Source organism: Actinomadura litoris, assembly GCF_009733595.1.
GTDB classification, from domain to species: domain Bacteria; phylum Actinomycetota; class Actinomycetes; order Streptosporangiales; family Streptosporangiaceae; genus Spirillospora; species Spirillospora litoris.
Window position 1 is genome coordinate 85,865 of sequence record NZ_WOFH01000009.1, and the last position, 16,910, is coordinate 102,774.

17 protein-coding genes are annotated in these 16,910 nt (G+C 73.3%); 12 read left to right on the plus strand and 5 right to left on the minus strand.

Going from position 1 to position 16,910, the window contains the following annotated elements:
- The first annotated feature begins 158 nt into the window (after positions 1-158).
- Entirely contained in the window at positions 159-1,340 is a 1,182-nt protein-coding gene (gene moeZ / locus GNZ18_RS24530; protein WP_312874707.1) for an adenylyltransferase/sulfurtransferase MoeZ, read from the plus strand.
- 130 nt (positions 1,341-1,470) lie between these two features.
- Here moeZ and GNZ18_RS24535 read toward each other — a convergent pair whose 3' ends face one another.
- From GNZ18_RS24535 to GNZ18_RS24545, 3 genes are all read right to left on the minus strand, one after another.
- Positions 1,471-2,127, minus strand: a complete 657-nt coding sequence (locus GNZ18_RS24535; RefSeq protein ID WP_214616796.1) for a response regulator transcription factor — start codon at positions 2,125-2,127, stop codon at positions 1,471-1,473.
- Positions 2,124-3,344 (minus strand): sensor histidine kinase, encoded by a 1,221-nt coding sequence (locus GNZ18_RS24540; RefSeq protein ID WP_156219134.1) that lies wholly within the window; start codon positions 3,342-3,344, stop codon positions 2,124-2,126. The genes GNZ18_RS24535 and GNZ18_RS24540 overlap by 4 nt, the downstream gene beginning before the upstream one ends.
- A 185-nt stretch (positions 3,345-3,529) precedes the next feature.
- A complete protein-coding gene (locus tag GNZ18_RS24545; RefSeq protein WP_214616798.1) occupies positions 3,530-4,255 on the minus strand; it encodes a TetR/AcrR family transcriptional regulator in 726 nt (241 codons plus the stop codon).
- 152 nt (positions 4,256-4,407) lie between these two features.
- On the opposite strand from GNZ18_RS24545, the gene GNZ18_RS24550 reads away from it, so the two are divergent.
- The 3 genes from GNZ18_RS24550 to GNZ18_RS24560 all read left to right on the plus strand — a co-directional run bounded on the left by GNZ18_RS24550 (position 4,408) and on the right by GNZ18_RS24560 (position 7,783).
- Complete coding sequence (locus tag GNZ18_RS24550; protein ID WP_156218912.1) at positions 4,408-6,603, plus strand: MMPL family transporter; 2,196 nt, start codon at positions 4,408-4,410, stop codon at positions 6,601-6,603.
- A gap of 155 nt (positions 6,604-6,758) precedes the next feature.
- A complete protein-coding gene (locus GNZ18_RS24555; RefSeq protein ID WP_156218913.1) occupies positions 6,759-7,061 on the plus strand; it encodes a hypothetical protein in 303 nt (100 codons plus the stop codon).
- A 176-nt stretch (positions 7,062-7,237) separates the two neighbouring features.
- Positions 7,238-7,783 (plus strand): superoxide dismutase family protein, encoded by a 546-nt coding sequence (locus tag GNZ18_RS24560; protein ID WP_156218914.1) that lies wholly within the window; start codon positions 7,238-7,240, stop codon positions 7,781-7,783.
- A gap of 54 nt (positions 7,784-7,837) precedes the next feature.
- On the opposite strand, the gene ku is transcribed toward GNZ18_RS24560, so the two are convergent.
- Positions 7,838-8,725: a non-homologous end joining protein Ku gene (ku, locus tag GNZ18_RS24565; RefSeq protein WP_156218915.1), complete on the minus strand. Its 888-nt coding sequence runs from the start codon at positions 8,723-8,725 to the stop codon at positions 7,838-7,840.
- Positions 8,726-8,838: 113 nt separating this feature from the next.
- On the opposite strand from ku, the gene ligD (GNZ18_RS24570) reads away from it, so the two are divergent.
- From ligD (GNZ18_RS24570) to GNZ18_RS24605, 8 genes are all read left to right on the plus strand, one after another.
- Entirely contained in the window at positions 8,839-9,813 is a 975-nt protein-coding gene (ligD, locus tag GNZ18_RS24570; protein WP_156218916.1) for a non-homologous end-joining DNA ligase, read from the plus strand.
- Entirely contained in the window at positions 9,803-10,696 is an 894-nt protein-coding gene (gene ligD, locus GNZ18_RS24575; protein ID WP_156218917.1) for a non-homologous end-joining DNA ligase, read from the plus strand. The genes ligD (GNZ18_RS24570) and ligD (GNZ18_RS24575) overlap by 11 nt, the downstream gene beginning before the upstream one ends.
- 48 nt (positions 10,697-10,744) lie before the next feature.
- Positions 10,745-12,112 (plus strand): dihydrolipoyl dehydrogenase family protein, encoded by a 1,368-nt coding sequence (locus tag GNZ18_RS24580; protein ID WP_156218918.1) that lies wholly within the window; start codon positions 10,745-10,747, stop codon positions 12,110-12,112.
- Between the two features lie 56 nt (positions 12,113-12,168).
- Positions 12,169-12,369, plus strand: a complete 201-nt coding sequence (locus tag GNZ18_RS24585; RefSeq protein WP_156218919.1) for an Rv3202a family protein — start codon at positions 12,169-12,171, stop codon at positions 12,367-12,369.
- Between the two features lie 281 nt (positions 12,370-12,650).
- Positions 12,651-13,271, plus strand: a complete 621-nt coding sequence (locus tag GNZ18_RS24590) for a TetR/AcrR family transcriptional regulator (protein ID WP_214616804.1) — start codon at positions 12,651-12,653, stop codon at positions 13,269-13,271.
- 188 nt (positions 13,272-13,459) lie between these two features.
- Positions 13,460-13,693, plus strand: a complete 234-nt coding sequence (locus GNZ18_RS43750; protein ID WP_214616805.1) for a DUF3107 domain-containing protein — start codon at positions 13,460-13,462, stop codon at positions 13,691-13,693.
- A 134-nt stretch (positions 13,694-13,827) separates the two neighbouring features.
- Positions 13,828-14,133, plus strand: a complete 306-nt coding sequence (locus GNZ18_RS24600; RefSeq protein ID WP_156218920.1) for a GlsB/YeaQ/YmgE family stress response membrane protein — start codon at positions 13,828-13,830, stop codon at positions 14,131-14,133.
- 484 nt (positions 14,134-14,617) lie between these two features.
- Complete coding sequence (locus GNZ18_RS24605; RefSeq protein ID WP_308166007.1) at positions 14,618-16,162, plus strand: DEAD/DEAH box helicase; 1,545 nt, start codon at positions 14,618-14,620, stop codon at positions 16,160-16,162.
- A gap of 24 nt (positions 16,163-16,186) precedes the next feature.
- Here GNZ18_RS24605 and GNZ18_RS24610 read toward each other — a convergent pair whose 3' ends face one another.
- Positions 16,187-16,879, minus strand: coding sequence for a glycerophosphodiester phosphodiesterase (locus tag GNZ18_RS24610; RefSeq protein ID WP_214616806.1), 693 nt, complete (start codon positions 16,877-16,879; stop codon positions 16,187-16,189).
- Between the last annotated feature and the right edge of the window lie 31 nt (positions 16,880-16,910).

Consider the following 16,910-nt stretch of genomic DNA (forward strand, 5'->3'; position numbering starts at 1 on the left):
GGCGCTTCACCCAGGCACGACATCACCACCTGACAGCCGGGTCAGGGCGCGCCGGAGGCGGACACCGCGCTCGGGGAATTCCGCTGGACATGGCAAGGTTGTGCCGTAAGGACATGACGTCCCCCGTACCAGCCGAGCGTCAGCACAGGAGCATCACCGTGTCGTTGCCACCTCTGGTCGAGCCCGCAGCCGAGCTCACCCGCGACGAGGTCAACCGCTACTCGCGGCACCTCATCATTCCCGACGTGGGGATGGCCGGGCAGAAGCGCCTCAAGAACGCCAAGGTCCTGGTCGTCGGCGCGGGCGGCCTCGGCTCCCCGGCCCTGATGTACCTGGCCGCCGCCGGCGTCGGGACGCTCGGCGTCGTCGACTTCGACATCGTGGACGAGTCGAACCTCCAGCGCCAGGTCATCCACCGGCAGTCCTCGCTCGGCAAGCCGAAGGTCGAGTCCGCCGCCGCGACCGTCCGTGAGATCAACCCGCTGATCGAGGTCGTGGTGCACAACACCGCGCTCGACCGCGACAACATCATGGACATCTTCGCCGAGTACGACCTGATCCTGGACGGCACCGACAACTTCGCCACCCGGTACATGGTCAACGACGCGGCCGTGCTGCTCGGCAAGCCGTACGTGTGGGGCTCGATCTACCGCTTCGACGGCCAGGCGTCGGTGTTCTGGGCCGAGCACGGCCCCTGCTACCGCTGCCTCTACCCCGAGCCGCCGCCGCCCGGCATGGTCCCCTCCTGCGCGGAGGGCGGGGTGCTCGGCGTGCTGTGCGCCTCGATCGGCTCGATCCAGGTGAACGAGGCCATCAAGCTCCTCGCGGGCATCGGCGAGCCGCTGGTCGGCCGCCTCATGATCTACGACGCCCTGGAGATGACCTACCGCTCGGTCAAGGTCCGCAAGGACCCGGAGTGCCCGCTGTGCGGGAAGAACCCGACGCAGACCGAGCTGATGGAGGACTACGAGGCGTTCTGCGGCGCGGTCTCCGAGGAGGCCGCCGAGGCCGCCGCGCAGTCCACGATCTCCGTCCACGACCTCAAGGGCATGCAGGACCGCGGCGAGGACATCTTCCTCGTGGACGTCCGCGAGCAGAACGAGTACGAGATCGTCTCGATCCCGGGCGCGACGCTGATCCCGAAGGGCGAGTTCCTGAACGGCTCGGCGCTGGAGCGCCTCCCGCAGGACCGCAAGATCGTCCTGCACTGCAAGTCGGGCGCGCGGTCGGCCGAGGCGCTGGCCGTGGTCAAGAACGCGGGCTTCGCGGACGCCGTGCACGTCGGCGGCGGCGTGCTGGCCTGGGTGAAGCAGATCGACCCGAGCCAGCCGTCCTACTGATCCGGCACTGAGCCGATACCGAGCCGGCACTGAGCCAACCCGCTGCCAGGCGGGTGTGCGGGACCCCCGGAACCGGTCACGGTTCCGGGGGTCTCTTGTTTCCGGTGCGGCTGTCCGGTGCGGCTCGGTCTCAGTGCGGCGTGACGCCGGTCCGGACGGCGAGGACGGCGAGCCTGATCCGGTTGGGGCAGCCCGTCTTGCGCATCAGGTTCGCGACGTGGGTCTTCACGGTGGTGACGCCGAGGTGGAGCCGGTCGCCGATCTCCCGGTTCGACAGGCCCGCGCCGACCAGCGCCAGCACCTCCGCCTCGCGCGCGGTCAGCCCCGCCGGGGGCCGCGGCTCGTCCTCCTCCCGCGGCTCCGAACGGGCCCGCACCGCCCGGTCGACGAGCCGCCGCAGCACATCGCCGCTGTAGGGGGACTCGCCGCCCGCCGCCATCCGCACGGCGCGCAGCAGCTCGGGCGGCGGCGCGTCCTTCACCATGAACCCGAACGCCCCGGCGGCGAGCGCGGGGTAGAGGTGGTCGTCGTCGTCGAAGGTGGTGAGCACCACGACCCGCACCGACGGCCAGGCCGCCGTGATCCGGCGGGTCGCGGCGATCCCGTCCACGCCGGGCATGCGCAGGTCCATCAGCACGACGTCCGGGCTCAGCTCCCCGACCAGGCGCGGCGCGTCGCGGCCGTCCCCGGCCTCGCCGACGACCTCCATGTCGGGCGCGGAGTCGCAGAGCATCCGCAGCCCCATCCGGACGAGGTGCTGGTCGTCCACCAGCAGGACGCGGATCACGCCGCCCTCCCCGACGGCTCGGCCCCCACGGGCGGGCCCTCGCCCGGGGGGAGGTCCGGGGCGGGGAACTCGGCGAGCAGCCGCCAGCCGCCGTGCTCGCGCGGCCCGGCGGCGAGCGTGCCGCCGAGCAGCTCGACGCGCTCGGTCATCCCGACGAGCCCGTGCCCCGAGGCCCCCGGCTCGCCCGCCGCGCGCGGCGCCCTGGCGGCGCGGGCGCCGTCGTCGGTGATCTCCAGCCGGACGGCCTGCCCGCCGACCCGCACCGACAGCGCGGCCGACGCGCCGGGGCCCGCGTGCCGGGCGACGTTCGCGAGCCCCTCCTGGACGATCCGCAGCACGGTCAGCCGCCGGACGGCGTCCAGCCCCGCGACACCGGGGTCGATGTCGGCGGCGATCTCCAGCCCGTCGCCCCGGCCGCGCTCCAGCGCCGCCTCCAGCGCGGCGGGCAGCCCGGCGCGCTCGACCAGCGGCACGCCCGGCTCGGCGAGGCCCGGGTCGCGCAGCACGGCCACGAGGTGGCGCAGGTCGGCGAGCGCCGCCGCGCCGGAGGCGTGCAGGTCGTCCAGCACCTCGGTGACGCGCGGGTCGGCGGAGGGCAGGACGTGCCGGGCCACCCCCACCCGCAGCACCATCGAGGACACGTGGTGCGCGACGAGGTCGTGCAGCTCGCGGGCGATGGCGGCGCGCTCGCCCGCCCGCGCGGCGACCGTCTGCGAGCGGCGCGAGCGCTCCTGCTCCTCCAACCGCTCGCGGGTGAGCCGGATGTAGGCGCCGAGCAGCATCGGCAGCCCGACCAGGACCGCGACCCGGAACAGCGTCGGCGGGACGTCCTCGGCGGTGCCGACCGCGTGCACGCACACCAGCGCGGCGACCAGGCCCGCGACGGCGGCGAGCGCCCGGCCCCGGCACGGCCGCAGCGCCAGCTCGAACAGCGTGATCGCGATCATTCCCTTGAGCGTGACCGCGGCGTGCGCGTGCAGCATGTCGCCGAGCACCAGCAGCGCCGCGGCGGTGACCGGCGCCACCTGGGCGGCCCGGCTGGCGGAGGGCAGCAGGACGCCCGCGAAGGCGGCGGCGAACCCGGCGGACACGATCGCGCCGTCGGTGACGTCCTGCGGACGGTGCAGCAGCAGCAGGTCGCCGAGGCCGAGCACGGCCAGCACGACGAGCCGGGCGGGGCCCGAGCCTCCGTCGAACGCCCGCTCCATCCATCGCATCAGCACGTCCCGATCGTACGAGCCGGGCCCGCCGGCGCGGCTCCTGCGACCGGAGGAGGCGCCTCCTCCGGGAGGCCGCGGCGCCGTCCTCGCGGCGGACGCGCCGTCCCGCCCGCGGCGCCGAGAGTGGGGCGCATCCCCTCCCGGAAGGACGCACCGTGGACCACCTGGCAGCCGCGCCGCCGCTACCCCTCGCCCTTCGGCGGGGTGTAGGTGAGGCCGAGGACGCCGGCGATCTCCGAGAGCATCAGCTCGAACATGGGCGCGGCGTCGTCCAGGGCGAAGTCCAGATGCCCGAAGACCTCCAGGCTGACGCTCCCCTGGAGCCGGATCCAGCAGGCGAGGAACTGCTGGATCACCCCGATCGGCAGCTCGACCCGGAGGTCCTCCTCGCGGTACCGGACGAGCTGCGCGTACAGGGCCGGGTCGATCTCGTCGTCGGAGGGGACGGGGAAGGGCCGCTTGCGCCACAGCTCCATGAACAGCGCCATGAACGTCCAGCCGAACTTGCGGGCGCACTCCTCGGCGAAGTCGGAGTCCTCCTCCTCGTAGAGGGTGCCGCGCACGGGGGTGCCGAACAGCAGCGCGTACTCGCGCGGATGGGCGAAGGCCCACAGCCGGAACCGCCGGGACACCGCGAGGAACTTGCCGCTCAGGTCGCCGCCCTCGACGCCGTGCATCGCCTCGCGCAGGTCCTCGGTCAGCTCGGTGAAGATGTCGCCGACCAGGTGCCGGAGCAGCTCGCCGTGGCTGCCGAAGTACCGGTACAGCGCGGGCGCGGTCATCCCCATCGCGCGGGCGATCGCGCGCAGCGTGACCGCGTCGGCGCCCTCCTCGACGAGGATCCGCCGCGCGGTCTCGGAGATCTCCTTGACCGTCGCCGCGCGCAGCCGGTCCCGCCGTGTCGTCACCTTCCGCCGCCCCTCTGCTCCTCCGTGTCCCGGTCGCATGATCCCTCAAGAAACACCCTTGACGATAGTGAAGCTCGTATGCAAAGTTAACACCATTCACTCTAAACAGCGTTAACTCTCGTGATGGTTGATTACCCGCAGGAAGGACGACCATGTTCGATCAATGGGGCCGGTGGGTCCACCGGCGCCGCCGCGCGGTCCTCGCGGTCGCGGGTGCGCTGCTCGTCGTCGCCGCCGTCTGGGGCACGGGCGTCTTCGGCGCGCTGTCCTCGGGGGGCGGCTTCAACACCCCCGACAGCGAGAGCGCCCGCGCGGCGGCGACCGCCGAGCGCGACCTCGGCCGCGACCAGGCCGACGTCGTGATCCTCTACCGGGGCCGCCCCGGGATGACGGTCGACGACCCGGCCTACCGCGCCTCGGTCGAGCGGGCGCTCGCCGCGCTGCCGCGCGCCGAGGTCACCGCCGCCGTCACGTACTGGACGGCGAGATCGCCGCAGTTCGTCAGCAAGGACAGGACGGCCACCTACGCCGTGCTGCGCCTGGCCGGGTCCGACGACGGCGCCCGCGACGACTCCTACGACGCGGTCAAGGACCGGCTCACCGAGGTCGACGGCGGCCTCACCGCCAAGGTCGGCGGGCTCGTCGGCACCGGCACCGCGATCAACTCGCGGGTGGCCTCCGACATCGGCCGGGCCGAGGGCATGGCGATGCCGATCCTGCTGGTGCTGCTCGTGCTGATCTTCGGCGGGCTGGTGGCGGCGAGCCTGCCGCTGGCCGTCGGCGGCGTCGCGATCCTCGGCTCGTTCACCGCGCTGCACCTGCTCACCTACGTCACGGACGTGTCGATCTTCGCGGTGAACATCACCACGTTCCTCGGGCTCGGCCTCGCCATCGACTACGGGCTGTTCATGGTGAGCCGGTTCCGCGAGGAGATCGCCCGCGACCCGGACCGCGTCTCGATCGAGGACGCGCTCGCCACCACCATGGCCACCGCCGGGCGCACCGTCGCGGTGTCGGGCGTCACGGTCGCGGTGTCGCTGTCGGGGCTGCTGCTGTTCGACCAGAACTTCCTGCGCTCGATGGGCTACGGCGGCATCGCGACCGTGTTCGTCTGCATGGTCGGCGCGCTGACCGTCCTGCCCGCGCTGCTGGCCGTGCTCGGAACCCGGGTGAACGCGCTGTCGATCCGGCGGCGCAGGAAGGCGGCCGCCGCGCACGGCGCCGAGGGCCGGGCGAACGGCTGGTGGGGACGCCTCGCGCACAGCGTGATGCGCCGTCCCGTCGTCTACGTCGCGGCCACGGTCGTGCTGCTCGGCGTCCTCGGCGCGCCCGCCCTGCGGATCAACTGGGGCGGCGTCGACGCCAAGGCCCTGCCCGAGGGCGCCGACGCCCGCGTCGTCGCCGAGACGATGGAGACGCAGTTCCCGCGCAACGTGACCGACCCCATCGAGGCGGTCGTGACCGGCACGTCCGACCGGGCGGCGATCCAGGCGTACGGGGACCGCCTGGACGCGCTGGACGGCGTGACCGGCGCGGCCGTCACCGGCACCAACACCGCGAACGGCGGGACGACCACCCGTATCGCGCTGCGCTATGACGCCGACCCGAACTCCAGCGAGGCGCGGGCGCTGGTGGACAGGGTCCGGGACGTCCCTGCCCCGCCCGGCGCGAAGGTCGAGGTCGGCGGCTCGACCGCCGAGATCGTCGACCAGCTCTCCAGCATCGGCGCGACGCTGCCCTGGCTCGCGCTGCTCGTCGGCGGCGCCACGTTCGTGCTGCTGTTCCTCGCGTTCGGCTCGGTGATCCTGCCGCTGAAGGCGATCGTGATGAACGTGCTGACGCTCGGGGCGACGTTCGGCGCGCTCGTGCTGGTCTTCCAGGAGGGCCACCTGTCCGGCCCGCTGGACTTCACCGCGACCGGCTCGGTGTCCCCCGCGATGCCGATCCTGATGCTGGCGATCCTGTTCGGGATCTCGATGGACTACGAGGTGTTCCTGCTGTCGCGGGTGCGCGAGCAGTACGACCTGACCGGCTCCACCACCGCCGCCGTCGGCGCCGGCGTGCAGCGCACCGGCGGGATCATCACGAGCGCGGCGCTGCTGTTCATCGTCGTGATCGGCGCGTTCGCGACGTCCGGGGTCACGTTCATCAAGATGGTCGGGGTCGGGATGGCGCTGGCGATCGTGCTGGACGCGACCGTCGTGCGGGCGCTGCTCGTGCCCGCCACGATGCGGCTGCTCGGGCGCGCGAACTGGTGGGCCCCCGGCCCGCTGGGCCGCCTGTACGCGCGGTACGGGATCCGGGAGGACGACCACCCGTCCCCGGCCGCGCTGGAGCCCGTGTCCTGACCGGTACCGGCCGGACGTGATACGACGAGGTGGGGCGAAGGTGATCCTTCGCCCCACCTCGCCGTTTCCCGCCCCGGCCACATCGCCCGAACCGCTTGTGATCTCCCTCTCGGCGGCGCCAGACTGAACGGGATTCTTGTTGGGGGGAGAGCACGATGTCCGTGCAAGCCATCAGCGAGGCCGAGGCGGCGCTCGCGCACCTGGAACGGCTCACCGAGGTCCTGCGGTCCGGCGGCTGGATCGTCGAGGTCGCCGCGCACGCCGACCGGTGGCCGTCCGCCCTGGTCGCCAACCCCGAGATGCGGGGGCTGAACGAGAACGTCATCGCCGTCCTGGAGCAGCCCGGCGGCACATGGTCCTACTTCTACGGCTGGGGCGAGCGGATCTGCCCGTGCGCCGAGCCGGAGGCCGCCGCGTCCGCGCTCGCCCGCGTGCTGTCGGCGCGCCGCGACGGCTGACCCCGCGCCCGCCCCCGCCCGCGTTTCCGTCCCCGCCCCCCGGCCAGGCGGACTTCCTCCCCGCCCGGCCTTCTTCTTGACCCGACACGGGAACTCCGCGCGCCCGTCCGACGACGGCGCGTAGGCATGATCGTGAGCCACCGGTCGCCGGCACCGGTCCCACGGAGAGGAAGATCATGCCATTGACCGTCCGCGCCGCCCTCACGCTGGCCACCGCCGGCGTCGCGCTGGCCTCGCTCCCGGTCCCCGCGATGGCCCGCGACGCGTCCGCGCGCGGCGAGCCGCCCCGGGAGGACCCGCACATCATCTCGGTGGGCCCGACCTACGTCCACGACCCCGCCTACTCGGGCGTCCGGACGGAGATCCTCGTCGCCGAGCAGGGGCGCCGCACGATCGTGAACCTCAAGGCCACCGGGTTCCCCGCCAAGACCGCGGGCCGCACGTTCGGCGCCCACGTCCACCGGAAGGCGTGCGGCAAGAACCCCGCCGACGCCGGCGAGCACTACCGCGACCCGAGGATCTCGTCGAAGGCCCCGCTCCGCGACAAGGAGATCTGGCTCGACCTCAAGGTCAGGAGGGACGGCACCGCCAAGGCGCGGACCGTCCACCGCGGGCTCGTCGCCCACCGGGCCGCGGGCTCGATCGTCATCCACGCCGAGCCGACCGACCCCAGGAGCGGGGGCGCCGGGACGCGGCTCCTGTGCACCAACGTGCCGTTCTGAATCCGCCGGTCTGAACACCACGGGCCGCCCGCCGCCGTCCCGTCGGCGGCGGGCTCAGGCCGACTTGCGGCTCCGGCTCCGCCCCTTGGCCGGCTCCTTCTTCGCCGGCTCCTTCTTCCCGCCCGACTTGGCCGAGGACCCCTTGCCCCCGGCGGGCTTCCGCTCGCCGCGCCCCTTCTTCGCCGCCTCGACGCTCGCGCGCAGCGCGCTGAGCAGGTCCGCGGCGGGCTCCGCCGCCTCCTCCTCCGCCGGGCGGGTGACCTCCCGCCCCTCCACCTTCGCGTCGATCACCTGCTGGAGCGCCTCCCGGTAGGCGTCCTTGTACTCCCCGGGGTCGAACTCCCCCTCCATCGACTCGATCAGCGACGTCGCCATCGTCAACTCCTGCTTGCGGACCTCGACGTCCTCCTCCAGGAAGGGGAAGTCGGCCGCGCGGACCTCGTCGGGCCACAGCATGGTCTCCAGCACGAACACCCCGCCGCGCACCCGCAGCGTCGCCAGCGACTCGCGCTGCCGCAGCGCCACCTTGACGATCGCGACCTGCCCCGACTCCTCCAGCGCGTCGCGCAGCAGGACGTAGGGCTTGGCGCCCTGCGCGTCCGGCTCCAGGTAGTAGGACTTCGCGAAGTAGATCGGGTCGACCTCGTCGCGCTCCACGAACTGGAGGACGTCGATCCTGCGGCTGGAGGACAGCGGCAGGTCGGCGAAGTCCTCGTCGGTCAGGATCACCATCTCGCCGCTCGGCAGCTCGTACCCCTTGGCGATGTCGGAGTAGGACACCTCCTCGCCGTCGACCGTGCAGACCCGCTTGTACTTGATCCGGCCCCCGTCCTCGCGGTGTACCTGGTGGAAGGCGACGTCCCGCTGCTCGGTCGCCGAATAGAGCTTCACCGGTATCGTCACCAGCCCGAACGAGATCGCGCCCTTCCAGATACTGCGCATGATCTCTCCTTACCCAGCGCGTTCCTCCCCCTAGCGTCGCAACCTCGTTCGATTTGCTCCACAACGAGCCGTTGATCCTTTTCTCCGGCGCGGGCAACGGGTAGGACGCGGGTATGACCACGCCTTGGCCCGTCGAACCGATGATGGCCGTCACCGGGGACCTCCCGGGCGACGGCGACCGCTGGGGCCTGGAGCTCAAATGGGACGGCGTCCGCGTGCTGGCCCACGTCTCCGCCGCCGGAGTCCGCGCCTGCGGGCGGCGCGGCGGCGACGTGGCCGGACGCTACCCCGAGCTGTCCGGCCTGGCCGACCTCCTCCCCGACCGGGACGTGGTCCTGGACGGCGAGGTCGTCGCCTTCGAGGAGGGGCGCCCGAGCTTCGAGCGCCTCCAGCGCCGCATGCACGTGGGGCGCCCCGACCCGCGGCTGATCCGCGAGGTCCCCGTCCGGTACGTGGCGTTCGACCTGCTGCGCGTGGACGGCCGCGGGCTGTACGACGTCCCCTACGCCGAGCGCCGCGCGCTGCTCGCCGAGCTGGACCTCGCCGGCACCGGCCCCGTGGAGGTCCCCCCGTACCTGCACGGCGGCGACACCGGCCAGGTCAAGGAGCTGCTCGACTTCACCGTGGAGCAGCGCCTGGAGGGGGTGCTCGCCAAGCGGCTCGACTCCCCCTACCGGCCCGGCCGCCGCGTCGACTTCTGGCGCAAGGTCAAGAACTTCATGACCCGCGAGGTCGTCGTCTGCGGCTGGAAGCCCGGCAAGGGGCGGCGCGAGGGCGGGGTCGGCTCGCTGCTGCTCGGCGAGTACGACGGGAAGGGCCGGCTGTGCTTCGTCGGGCATGTCGGCACCGGCTTCACCGATCGGGCGCTGGACGAGCTGTACGGCACGCTGTGGCCGCTGCGCCGCGCCGGGAGCCCCTACGACGAGGCCGTGCCGCGCGAGTTCACCCGCGACGCCCAGTGGGTTGAGCCCCGCCTCGTCGGGGAGGTCGCCTACGGCTCGCGCACCAGGGACGGGCGGCTGCGGCACCCGTCCTGGCGCGGGCTGCGCGACGACAAGGACCCCCTGGAGGTCAGCCTTGAGCAGTGAGCACGTGGAGGTCGAGGGGCGGCGGCTGAAGCTGTCCAACCTGGACAAGGAGCTCTACCCCGAGTTCACCAAGGGCGAGGTGATCGACTACTACGCGCGCGTCGCACCGGTCATGCTGCCGCACCTGAAGGACCGCGCCGCGACCCGCATCCGCTGGCCGGACGGGGTGCGCGCGGACAGGTTCTTCGAGAAGAACGCCCCGTCCCACACGCCCGACTGGGTGCGGACGGCGACGATCCCGACCCCCGGCAGCTCCACGGGCCGCGACACCCTCGACTTCGTCGTCGTCGACGACCTGCCCACGCTCGTGTGGTGCGCCAACCTCGCCGCGCTGGAGCTGCACGTGCCGCAGTGGAAGGTGGGGCCGCGCGGCGCCGTCCACGACGCGGACCTGGTCGTGTTCGACCTCGACCCGGGGCCGCCCGCGACAGTCGTGGAGGCGTGCGAGGTGGCCCACCTGCTGCGCGACCTGCTCGCCGAGGACGGCCTGGACTCCTACCCCAAGACCAGCGGCAAGAAGGGCCTGCACCTCTACGTCCCGATCAAGGAGTCGGCGCGGACGTCCGACTACGCCAGGGCGGCGGCGCGGCGACTCGCGGAGGAGCATCCCGGGCTCGTGGTGGCGAAGATGGACAAGCGGCTCCGCAAGGGGAAGATCTTCGTCGACTGGAGCCAGAACAACCCCGCCAAGACCACCGTCGCGCCCTACTCGCTGCGCGCCGCCGACGAGCCCGCGGTGTCCACGCCCGTGACCTGGGACGAGCTCGGCGCCTGCGACGACGCCGCCGACCTGCGCTTCTCCCCCGCCGACGCGCTGGCGCGCGTCGACGAGCACGGCGACCTCCTCCAGCCGCTGCTGAGCGACCGGCAGCCGCTGCCCTGACGCCGTTTGTGTCCGAACCGGCACGCTCCGGCACCGGGATCCGCCACCATGGGGAACCACGGGGACATCCTGCGGGTGCTGGAGGATGAACAGTTGTCGAAGAACGAACACGGGGCCGTCGTGCTCGGCGGGGGGACGGCCGGGGAGCTGGTCGCGGCGGGTCTCGCCCGCGCCGGCCGCGACGTCGCACTCGTCGAGGACCACCTGGTCGGGGGGCTGTCGCCGTATCTGGCGTGCGTGCCGTCCACCTCGCTGCTGCTGTCGGCGCGGCGCGGCGAGACCTGGGAGCTGGCCGTCGCCCGCCGCGACGAGCTGGCCGCCCACCGCCACGACGACCGCGCGGTCGCCCGCCTCGCGCGGGACGGCGTCACGGTCCTGCGCGGCCGCGGGCGCGTCGTGCGCCCCGGCGCCGTCGAGGTCGGCGGCGTCGAGCACGCCTACGGCGACCTCGTCGTCTGCACCGGCAGCGAACCCGTCCTGCCCCCGGTGGACGGCCTCGCCGACGTGCCCGTCTGGACCAGCGACGAGGCGCTGTCGGTGCCCGACCTGCCGCGCCGGCTCGTCGTCCTCGGCGGCGGGCCCGTCGGCTGCGAGATGGCGCAGGTGTACGCCGCGTTCGGCTCGCAGGTGAGCGTGGTCGAGGCGGCCGGGCGGCTGCTGGACGCCGAGGCGCCCTTCGCCGGGGAGGCGCTGGCCGACGCGCTGCGCCGGATGGGCGTCGACCTGCGGCTCGGCGTCGCGCTCGGGCAGGTCGAGCGCAAGGAGTCGGGCGTGCGGCTGTGGCTGTCGGACGGCGGGACGCTGGACGCCGACCGCGTCCTCGTCGCCGCCGGGCGCCGCCCGCGCGTGGCGGGCCTCGGGCTGGAGTCCCTCGGCGTTGAGATCGTTCCGGGGCGGGGCGTCCCGGTGGAGGCGACGTGCGCCGTCCCGTCCGAGGCGGGGCGGGTCTGGGCCGCCGGGGACGTCACCGGCGTCGCCCGCACCACCCACGCCGCCCGCTACCAGGCCCGCGTGGTGCTCTCCAACCTGCTCGGGCGGCGCCGGGAGGCCGACTACCGGGCGATCCCCCGGGTCGTGCACACCACGCCGACCGTCTACGCCGTGGGGCTCTCCCCGGCGCGGGCGGGCGAACTCGGCATAGACCTGGTCGCCTCCGGGTACGACCTCGCGGCGACGGCGCGGGCGGCGGTGGACACCGACGACCGCGGCCGTGTCGAACTGTACGCCGACCGCTCACGGGGACTGCTGATCGGCGCCGCCGCGGCCGGGCTCTACGCTGAGGAGTGGATGAGCGAGATCGCGCTGGCCATCCGCGCGGAGACACCGCTGAGCCTGCTCACCGACGTCGTGCACGCGTTCCCGACGTACGGCGAGTCGCTGGAGCCGCCGCTGCGCGACCTGGCCGGACGCCTGTGACGCATGCGTCGAGGAGGAACGCCGCCACCCACCCGCGTACGAAGGCAGGACGTGTGATGAGCCAGACCGACGACCGTGAACAGCCCGTGCCCGACGAGGCGCCCGAGGCCGACACCGCCGAGCAGCGCGCCGACCTCGCCCCCGGCGAGGAGGAGCAGCCCCGCGAGTGGACGGCGCAGCTGCCCTTCGACGCCGACGAGGCCGACGCCGCCGACCAGCGCCGCGAGATCAGCCTGGACGAGGACGACTACCGCTGACCCGGCGCCCGACCCGACACCCAACCCGACACCGACCCGGCACGGACCCGGCACTGACCCGGCGACGGCGCCGGACCCGGGCCGGGAGGGCCGCCGGGGGCGCCCGGCCGCGTTCCCGCGTTCGTCCCTGCGGGCGCTCCGTCGGAAATACACTGACCTGCGTGAAGGAGCCTCTCCCGGGACCGTTGGTGTCGCATGAGGTTACCCGCACGTAGGATGAAGAGATCGTATATAACGCGCCGGGCGATCGTCCCGCCGCGAATCGGTGATCGGAGACTGTGGTGACCGCGACCCCGGATGCCCGCCCCCGCGGCACGCGGCTGCCGCGGCTGGCGCGCCGCAGGCAACTGCTCGGCGCCGCGCAGGAGGTGTTCGTCGCGCAGGGCTACCACGCCGCCGCGATGGACGAGATCGCCGAGCGCGCGGGCGTCAGCAAGCCCGTGCTCTACCAGCACTTCCCGGGCAAGCTTGAGCTGTACCTGGCGCTGCTCGACGAGCACGCCGAGGCGCTGGTGAAGATCGTCCGCGAGGCGCTGGAGTCCACCACCGACAACAAGCTGCGCGTCCAGGCGTGCATGCAGGCGTTCTACGACTTCGTGGCCGGCGACGGCGAGGCGTACCGGCTCGTCTTCGAGTCCGACCTGCGCAACGTGGCGCCCGTCCGCGCCCGCGTCGACCGCGCCAACCAGCAGTGCGCCGAGATGATCGCCCAGGTCATCGCCGAGGACACCGACGCCCCGAGCGACGAGGCGCACCTGCTCGGCATGGGCCTGGTCGGCATGGCCGAGGTCAGCGCCCGCTACTGGCTGTCCCAGCACCGGGCGATCCCCAAGGACACCGCCGAGAAGATCATCGCCCGGCTGGCCTGGCGCGGGATCTCCGGCTTCCCCCGCACCGGCTGACCCCGCCGCCCGCAGACCGCCGCCCGCGGACCGCCGACCTGCCGGTCGCGACTCGTTCGCGGCGGGGTGTGTTCCCGTCCGGTTTCACTCGGGGCGAAGCGGCGCGGCGGCGCGTCCGGCGGTCCGCGTGCCACCATCGAAGGCGTGTCCGCCGGTGGTCGGCGGGACGGGACGGACGGGAGCATCGAGTGCAGGTACGCATCGGCGTGCGGAACGTGCCCAGGGAACTCGTGGTCGACACCGCGCAGTCGGCCGACGACGTCCAGCATGCGCTGGCCGACGCGCTGGCCGCCGAGCGCGGGGTCTTCGTCCTGCAGGACCGCCGGGCCGGACGGATCGTCATCCCCGCCGCCCAGGTCGGCTACCTGGAGATCACCGAGGACGAGCAGCGCAACGTCGGCTTCGGCACACAGTACACCTGACCTGCCAAAACGCCGCGCCAGAGGCTCCGGCTTGACGGTCACCTGACCATCGCTTTGTTTGAACCGGACAGGACGGGCATATCGATCTCCGACCACGGGCCACCGGCCCCACGGAAACGGAATGGATGATCGACATGCTCACGACGATCCTCTGGTTCATCGTCGTCGGTGCCGTCATCGGAGCCCTGGCACGGCTGCTGGTCCCGGGGCGCAACCCGATCGGCATCCTGGCGACCGTCCTCGTCGGCGTCGTCGGCGCCATCCTCGGCGGGGTGATCGCGAACGCGCTCGGCGCCGGCACGCTCATCGCGATCGTCTTCGCCGTCGTGATCGCCGCGCTCGGCGTGGCGGCGCTCACCTCGACGAACGGGCGGCGCGGGAGCGGCCGCGGGCGCGGCCGCGGCTGGCACGGCGGCCGGGCGAAGCGCGGCATCTTCTGACCCACCCCCGGGCGGGCCGTCCAGGCCCGCCCATCGAGACCTCCGGCCTCTCCGCCGGCGGCCCCGGCGGAAGCCCCGCTCCTCGCGAGCGGGGCTTCCCCATGTCCGGAAGTGGCCGTCCGGGACCGGTCCCGCCCACGCTCTCCACGGGACGAATCCGCCCTGATGGAATACAAGAAACCGGGCGAACGTTGGGACCTGTGATCGGCTATTGGTGTATGCAACTGACGGTCGGTACACTGCGTGGCGGAGTGTGACCGCACGCAGCCACAGTGAGTGACTGCTTTCAACCCCTGACTGCGGTCGCCGAGACATTTGATTGACGGCTGGTCCCTTCCGCGCGAGCGCGCGGCCACGAGGACGGCGGGCACGCCAGGACGGCGAGACCCCCGCCGACGGCCGCGCCGCACCCGGGAGCGAGGATCCCGCATATTGGAGGCTGAAAGCCCTGACTACCTTTCGTGAACTCGGGGTCGTCCCCGAGATAGCCGACGCCCTGCAAGCCGAGGGCATCGTCGAAGCGTTCCCCATCCAGGAGCTCGCCCTGCCGATCGCGCTGGGCGGCCACGACATCATCGGCCAGGCCCGCACGGGCACCGGCAAGACACTCGCGTTCGGCGCCGCGCTGCTGCAGCGCATCGAGCACGGCGGCCGCAAGCCGCAGGCGCTCGTCGTCGCGCCGACCCGCGAGCTGGCCCTCCAGGTCACCGACGACCTCCTGGTCGCCGGCGGCAAGCTCGGCACCCGCGTCCTTTCGGTGTACGGGGGCCGGGCCTACGAGCCGCAGATCAGCGCGCTGCGCGAGGGCGTCGACGTCGTCGTCGGCACCCCGGGCCGCCTGCTCGACCTGGTCAAGCAGAAGCACCTGGACCTCTCGCAGGTCGGCGTGCTGGTGCTGGACGAGGCCGACCGCATGCTCGACCTCGGGTTCCTGCCCGACATCGAGCGGATCATCGACCGGATCCCGGCGCAGCGGCAGACGATGCTGTTCTCGGCGACGATGCCGGGCGAGATCGTCTCGCTGTCGCGCCGCTACCTGACCCGGCCCACCAACGTCCGCGCCGAGTCGCACGCCGAGTCCGACGCGACGCCGCAGGTCGTCCAGCACGTCTTCCAGGCCCACCAGATGGACAAGCCGGAGATGGTGGCCCGGCTGCTACAGGCGGAGGGCCGCGGCCTTACCATGGTCTTCTGCCAGACCAAGCGGGCCTGCGACCGGGTGGCCGCCGACCTCGCGCAGCGGGGCTTCGACGCCGCCGCCGTGCACGGCGACCTCGGCCAGAGCCAGCGCGAGCGCGCGCTCCGCGCGTTCCGCAACGGCAAGATCGACGTCCTGGTGGCCACCGACGTGGCGGCCCGCGGGCTCGACGTCGACGACGTCACCCACGTCGTCAACTTCGAGTGCCCCGACAGCGCCGAGACCTACGTGCACCGCATCGGCCGGACCGGCCGCGCGGGCAAGGAGGGCGTCGCCGTCACGCTGGTCGACTGGGCCGACCTCACCCGCTGGAAGCTGATCAACGGCACGCTCGACCTGCCGTTCGCGGCGCCGGAGGAGACCTACTCCACCTCGCCGCACTTCTTCGAGTCCCTCTCGATCCCCGCCGGCACCAAGGGCAAGCTCCCCAAGGAGCACCGCCACGAGCGCGCCGGCCTGGACGCCGAGGAGCTGGAGGACATCGGCGAGACCGGCAAGACCCGCAGCCAGTCCGGCGGACGGGACCGCGACCGCGACCGTGACCGGGAACGTCCCCGTCCGCGCCGCCGCAAGCGCGCCCGCACCCGTGCGGGCCAGCCGGTGGAGGGCCAGCAGGCCAAGGCCCGGTCCGTGCAGGGCCGGTCCGCGACGTCCCAGCCGGTCGCCGCCGAGCCGGGCACGGCCGAGCCGGGCGACAACGTCGTCGACGCTGTGGCCACCGAGCGCAAGCGCAGCCGGAGCCGCCGCCGCACCCGCGCCGGCAAGCCCGCCTCCGGGGTCGGCAACGGCGCCGGCAAGGCGAGCACGGACGAGGCGTCCCAGAGCGCCTGATCATCGCGGCCGCGAGACTTCCGCTCAGTCTCGCGGTTGCGCGTCCCTCAGCGTCAGAGCGGTCCCGGGGTGGTCGGTGATCAGCACGGCCACCCGCGGGTCGCGCAGGAAGCGGCGCATCAGCGGCACGGCGTTCACCGTCCAGATCATGGCGGGGACGCCCGCCCGCGCGCACTGCGCGAGCACCCCGACACGCGCGAACCGGTGGTTGAGCGCCACCATGTCGGCGCCCGCCCGGCGGACGAGCCGCAGCGGCGCGAAGTCGCGCGCGGCGCCCCGCTCCAGCAGCCCCCGCCCCACCGACAGCGCGGTCGGGACGCCGGGGAAGCGCGACTTGATCTCCGCGAGCGAGGCGACCTCCCGCGTCGTGACGACGAATCCCCCCGGCCCGAACGCCTCCAGCGCCAGCTCGACCACCTCGTGCTCGCAGCCGCGTTCCTTGAGGTCGAGATGCCCCCGGGCGCGTCCGGCGATGATCTGCATGGCGTCGGCGACGAGCGGCACGGGACGCGCCGCGAGCTCCTCGATCCGCGCGTAGGGGAGCCGGTTCAGCGGCAGCCCCGCCAGGCGCGCGTCGTGGTGGACGACGAGCCTGCCGTCGCCCGTCCTGCGGATGTCGATCTCGACGTACTCGGCGCCGGACTCCACCGCGTCCTTGAGCCCGGTCAGGCCCGCCTCGTCGCGCCGGTGGGCCGAAACGGCCGGCTTGCGCTCCACCGTCGCGACGTTACCACCGCGTTTTCGCGGG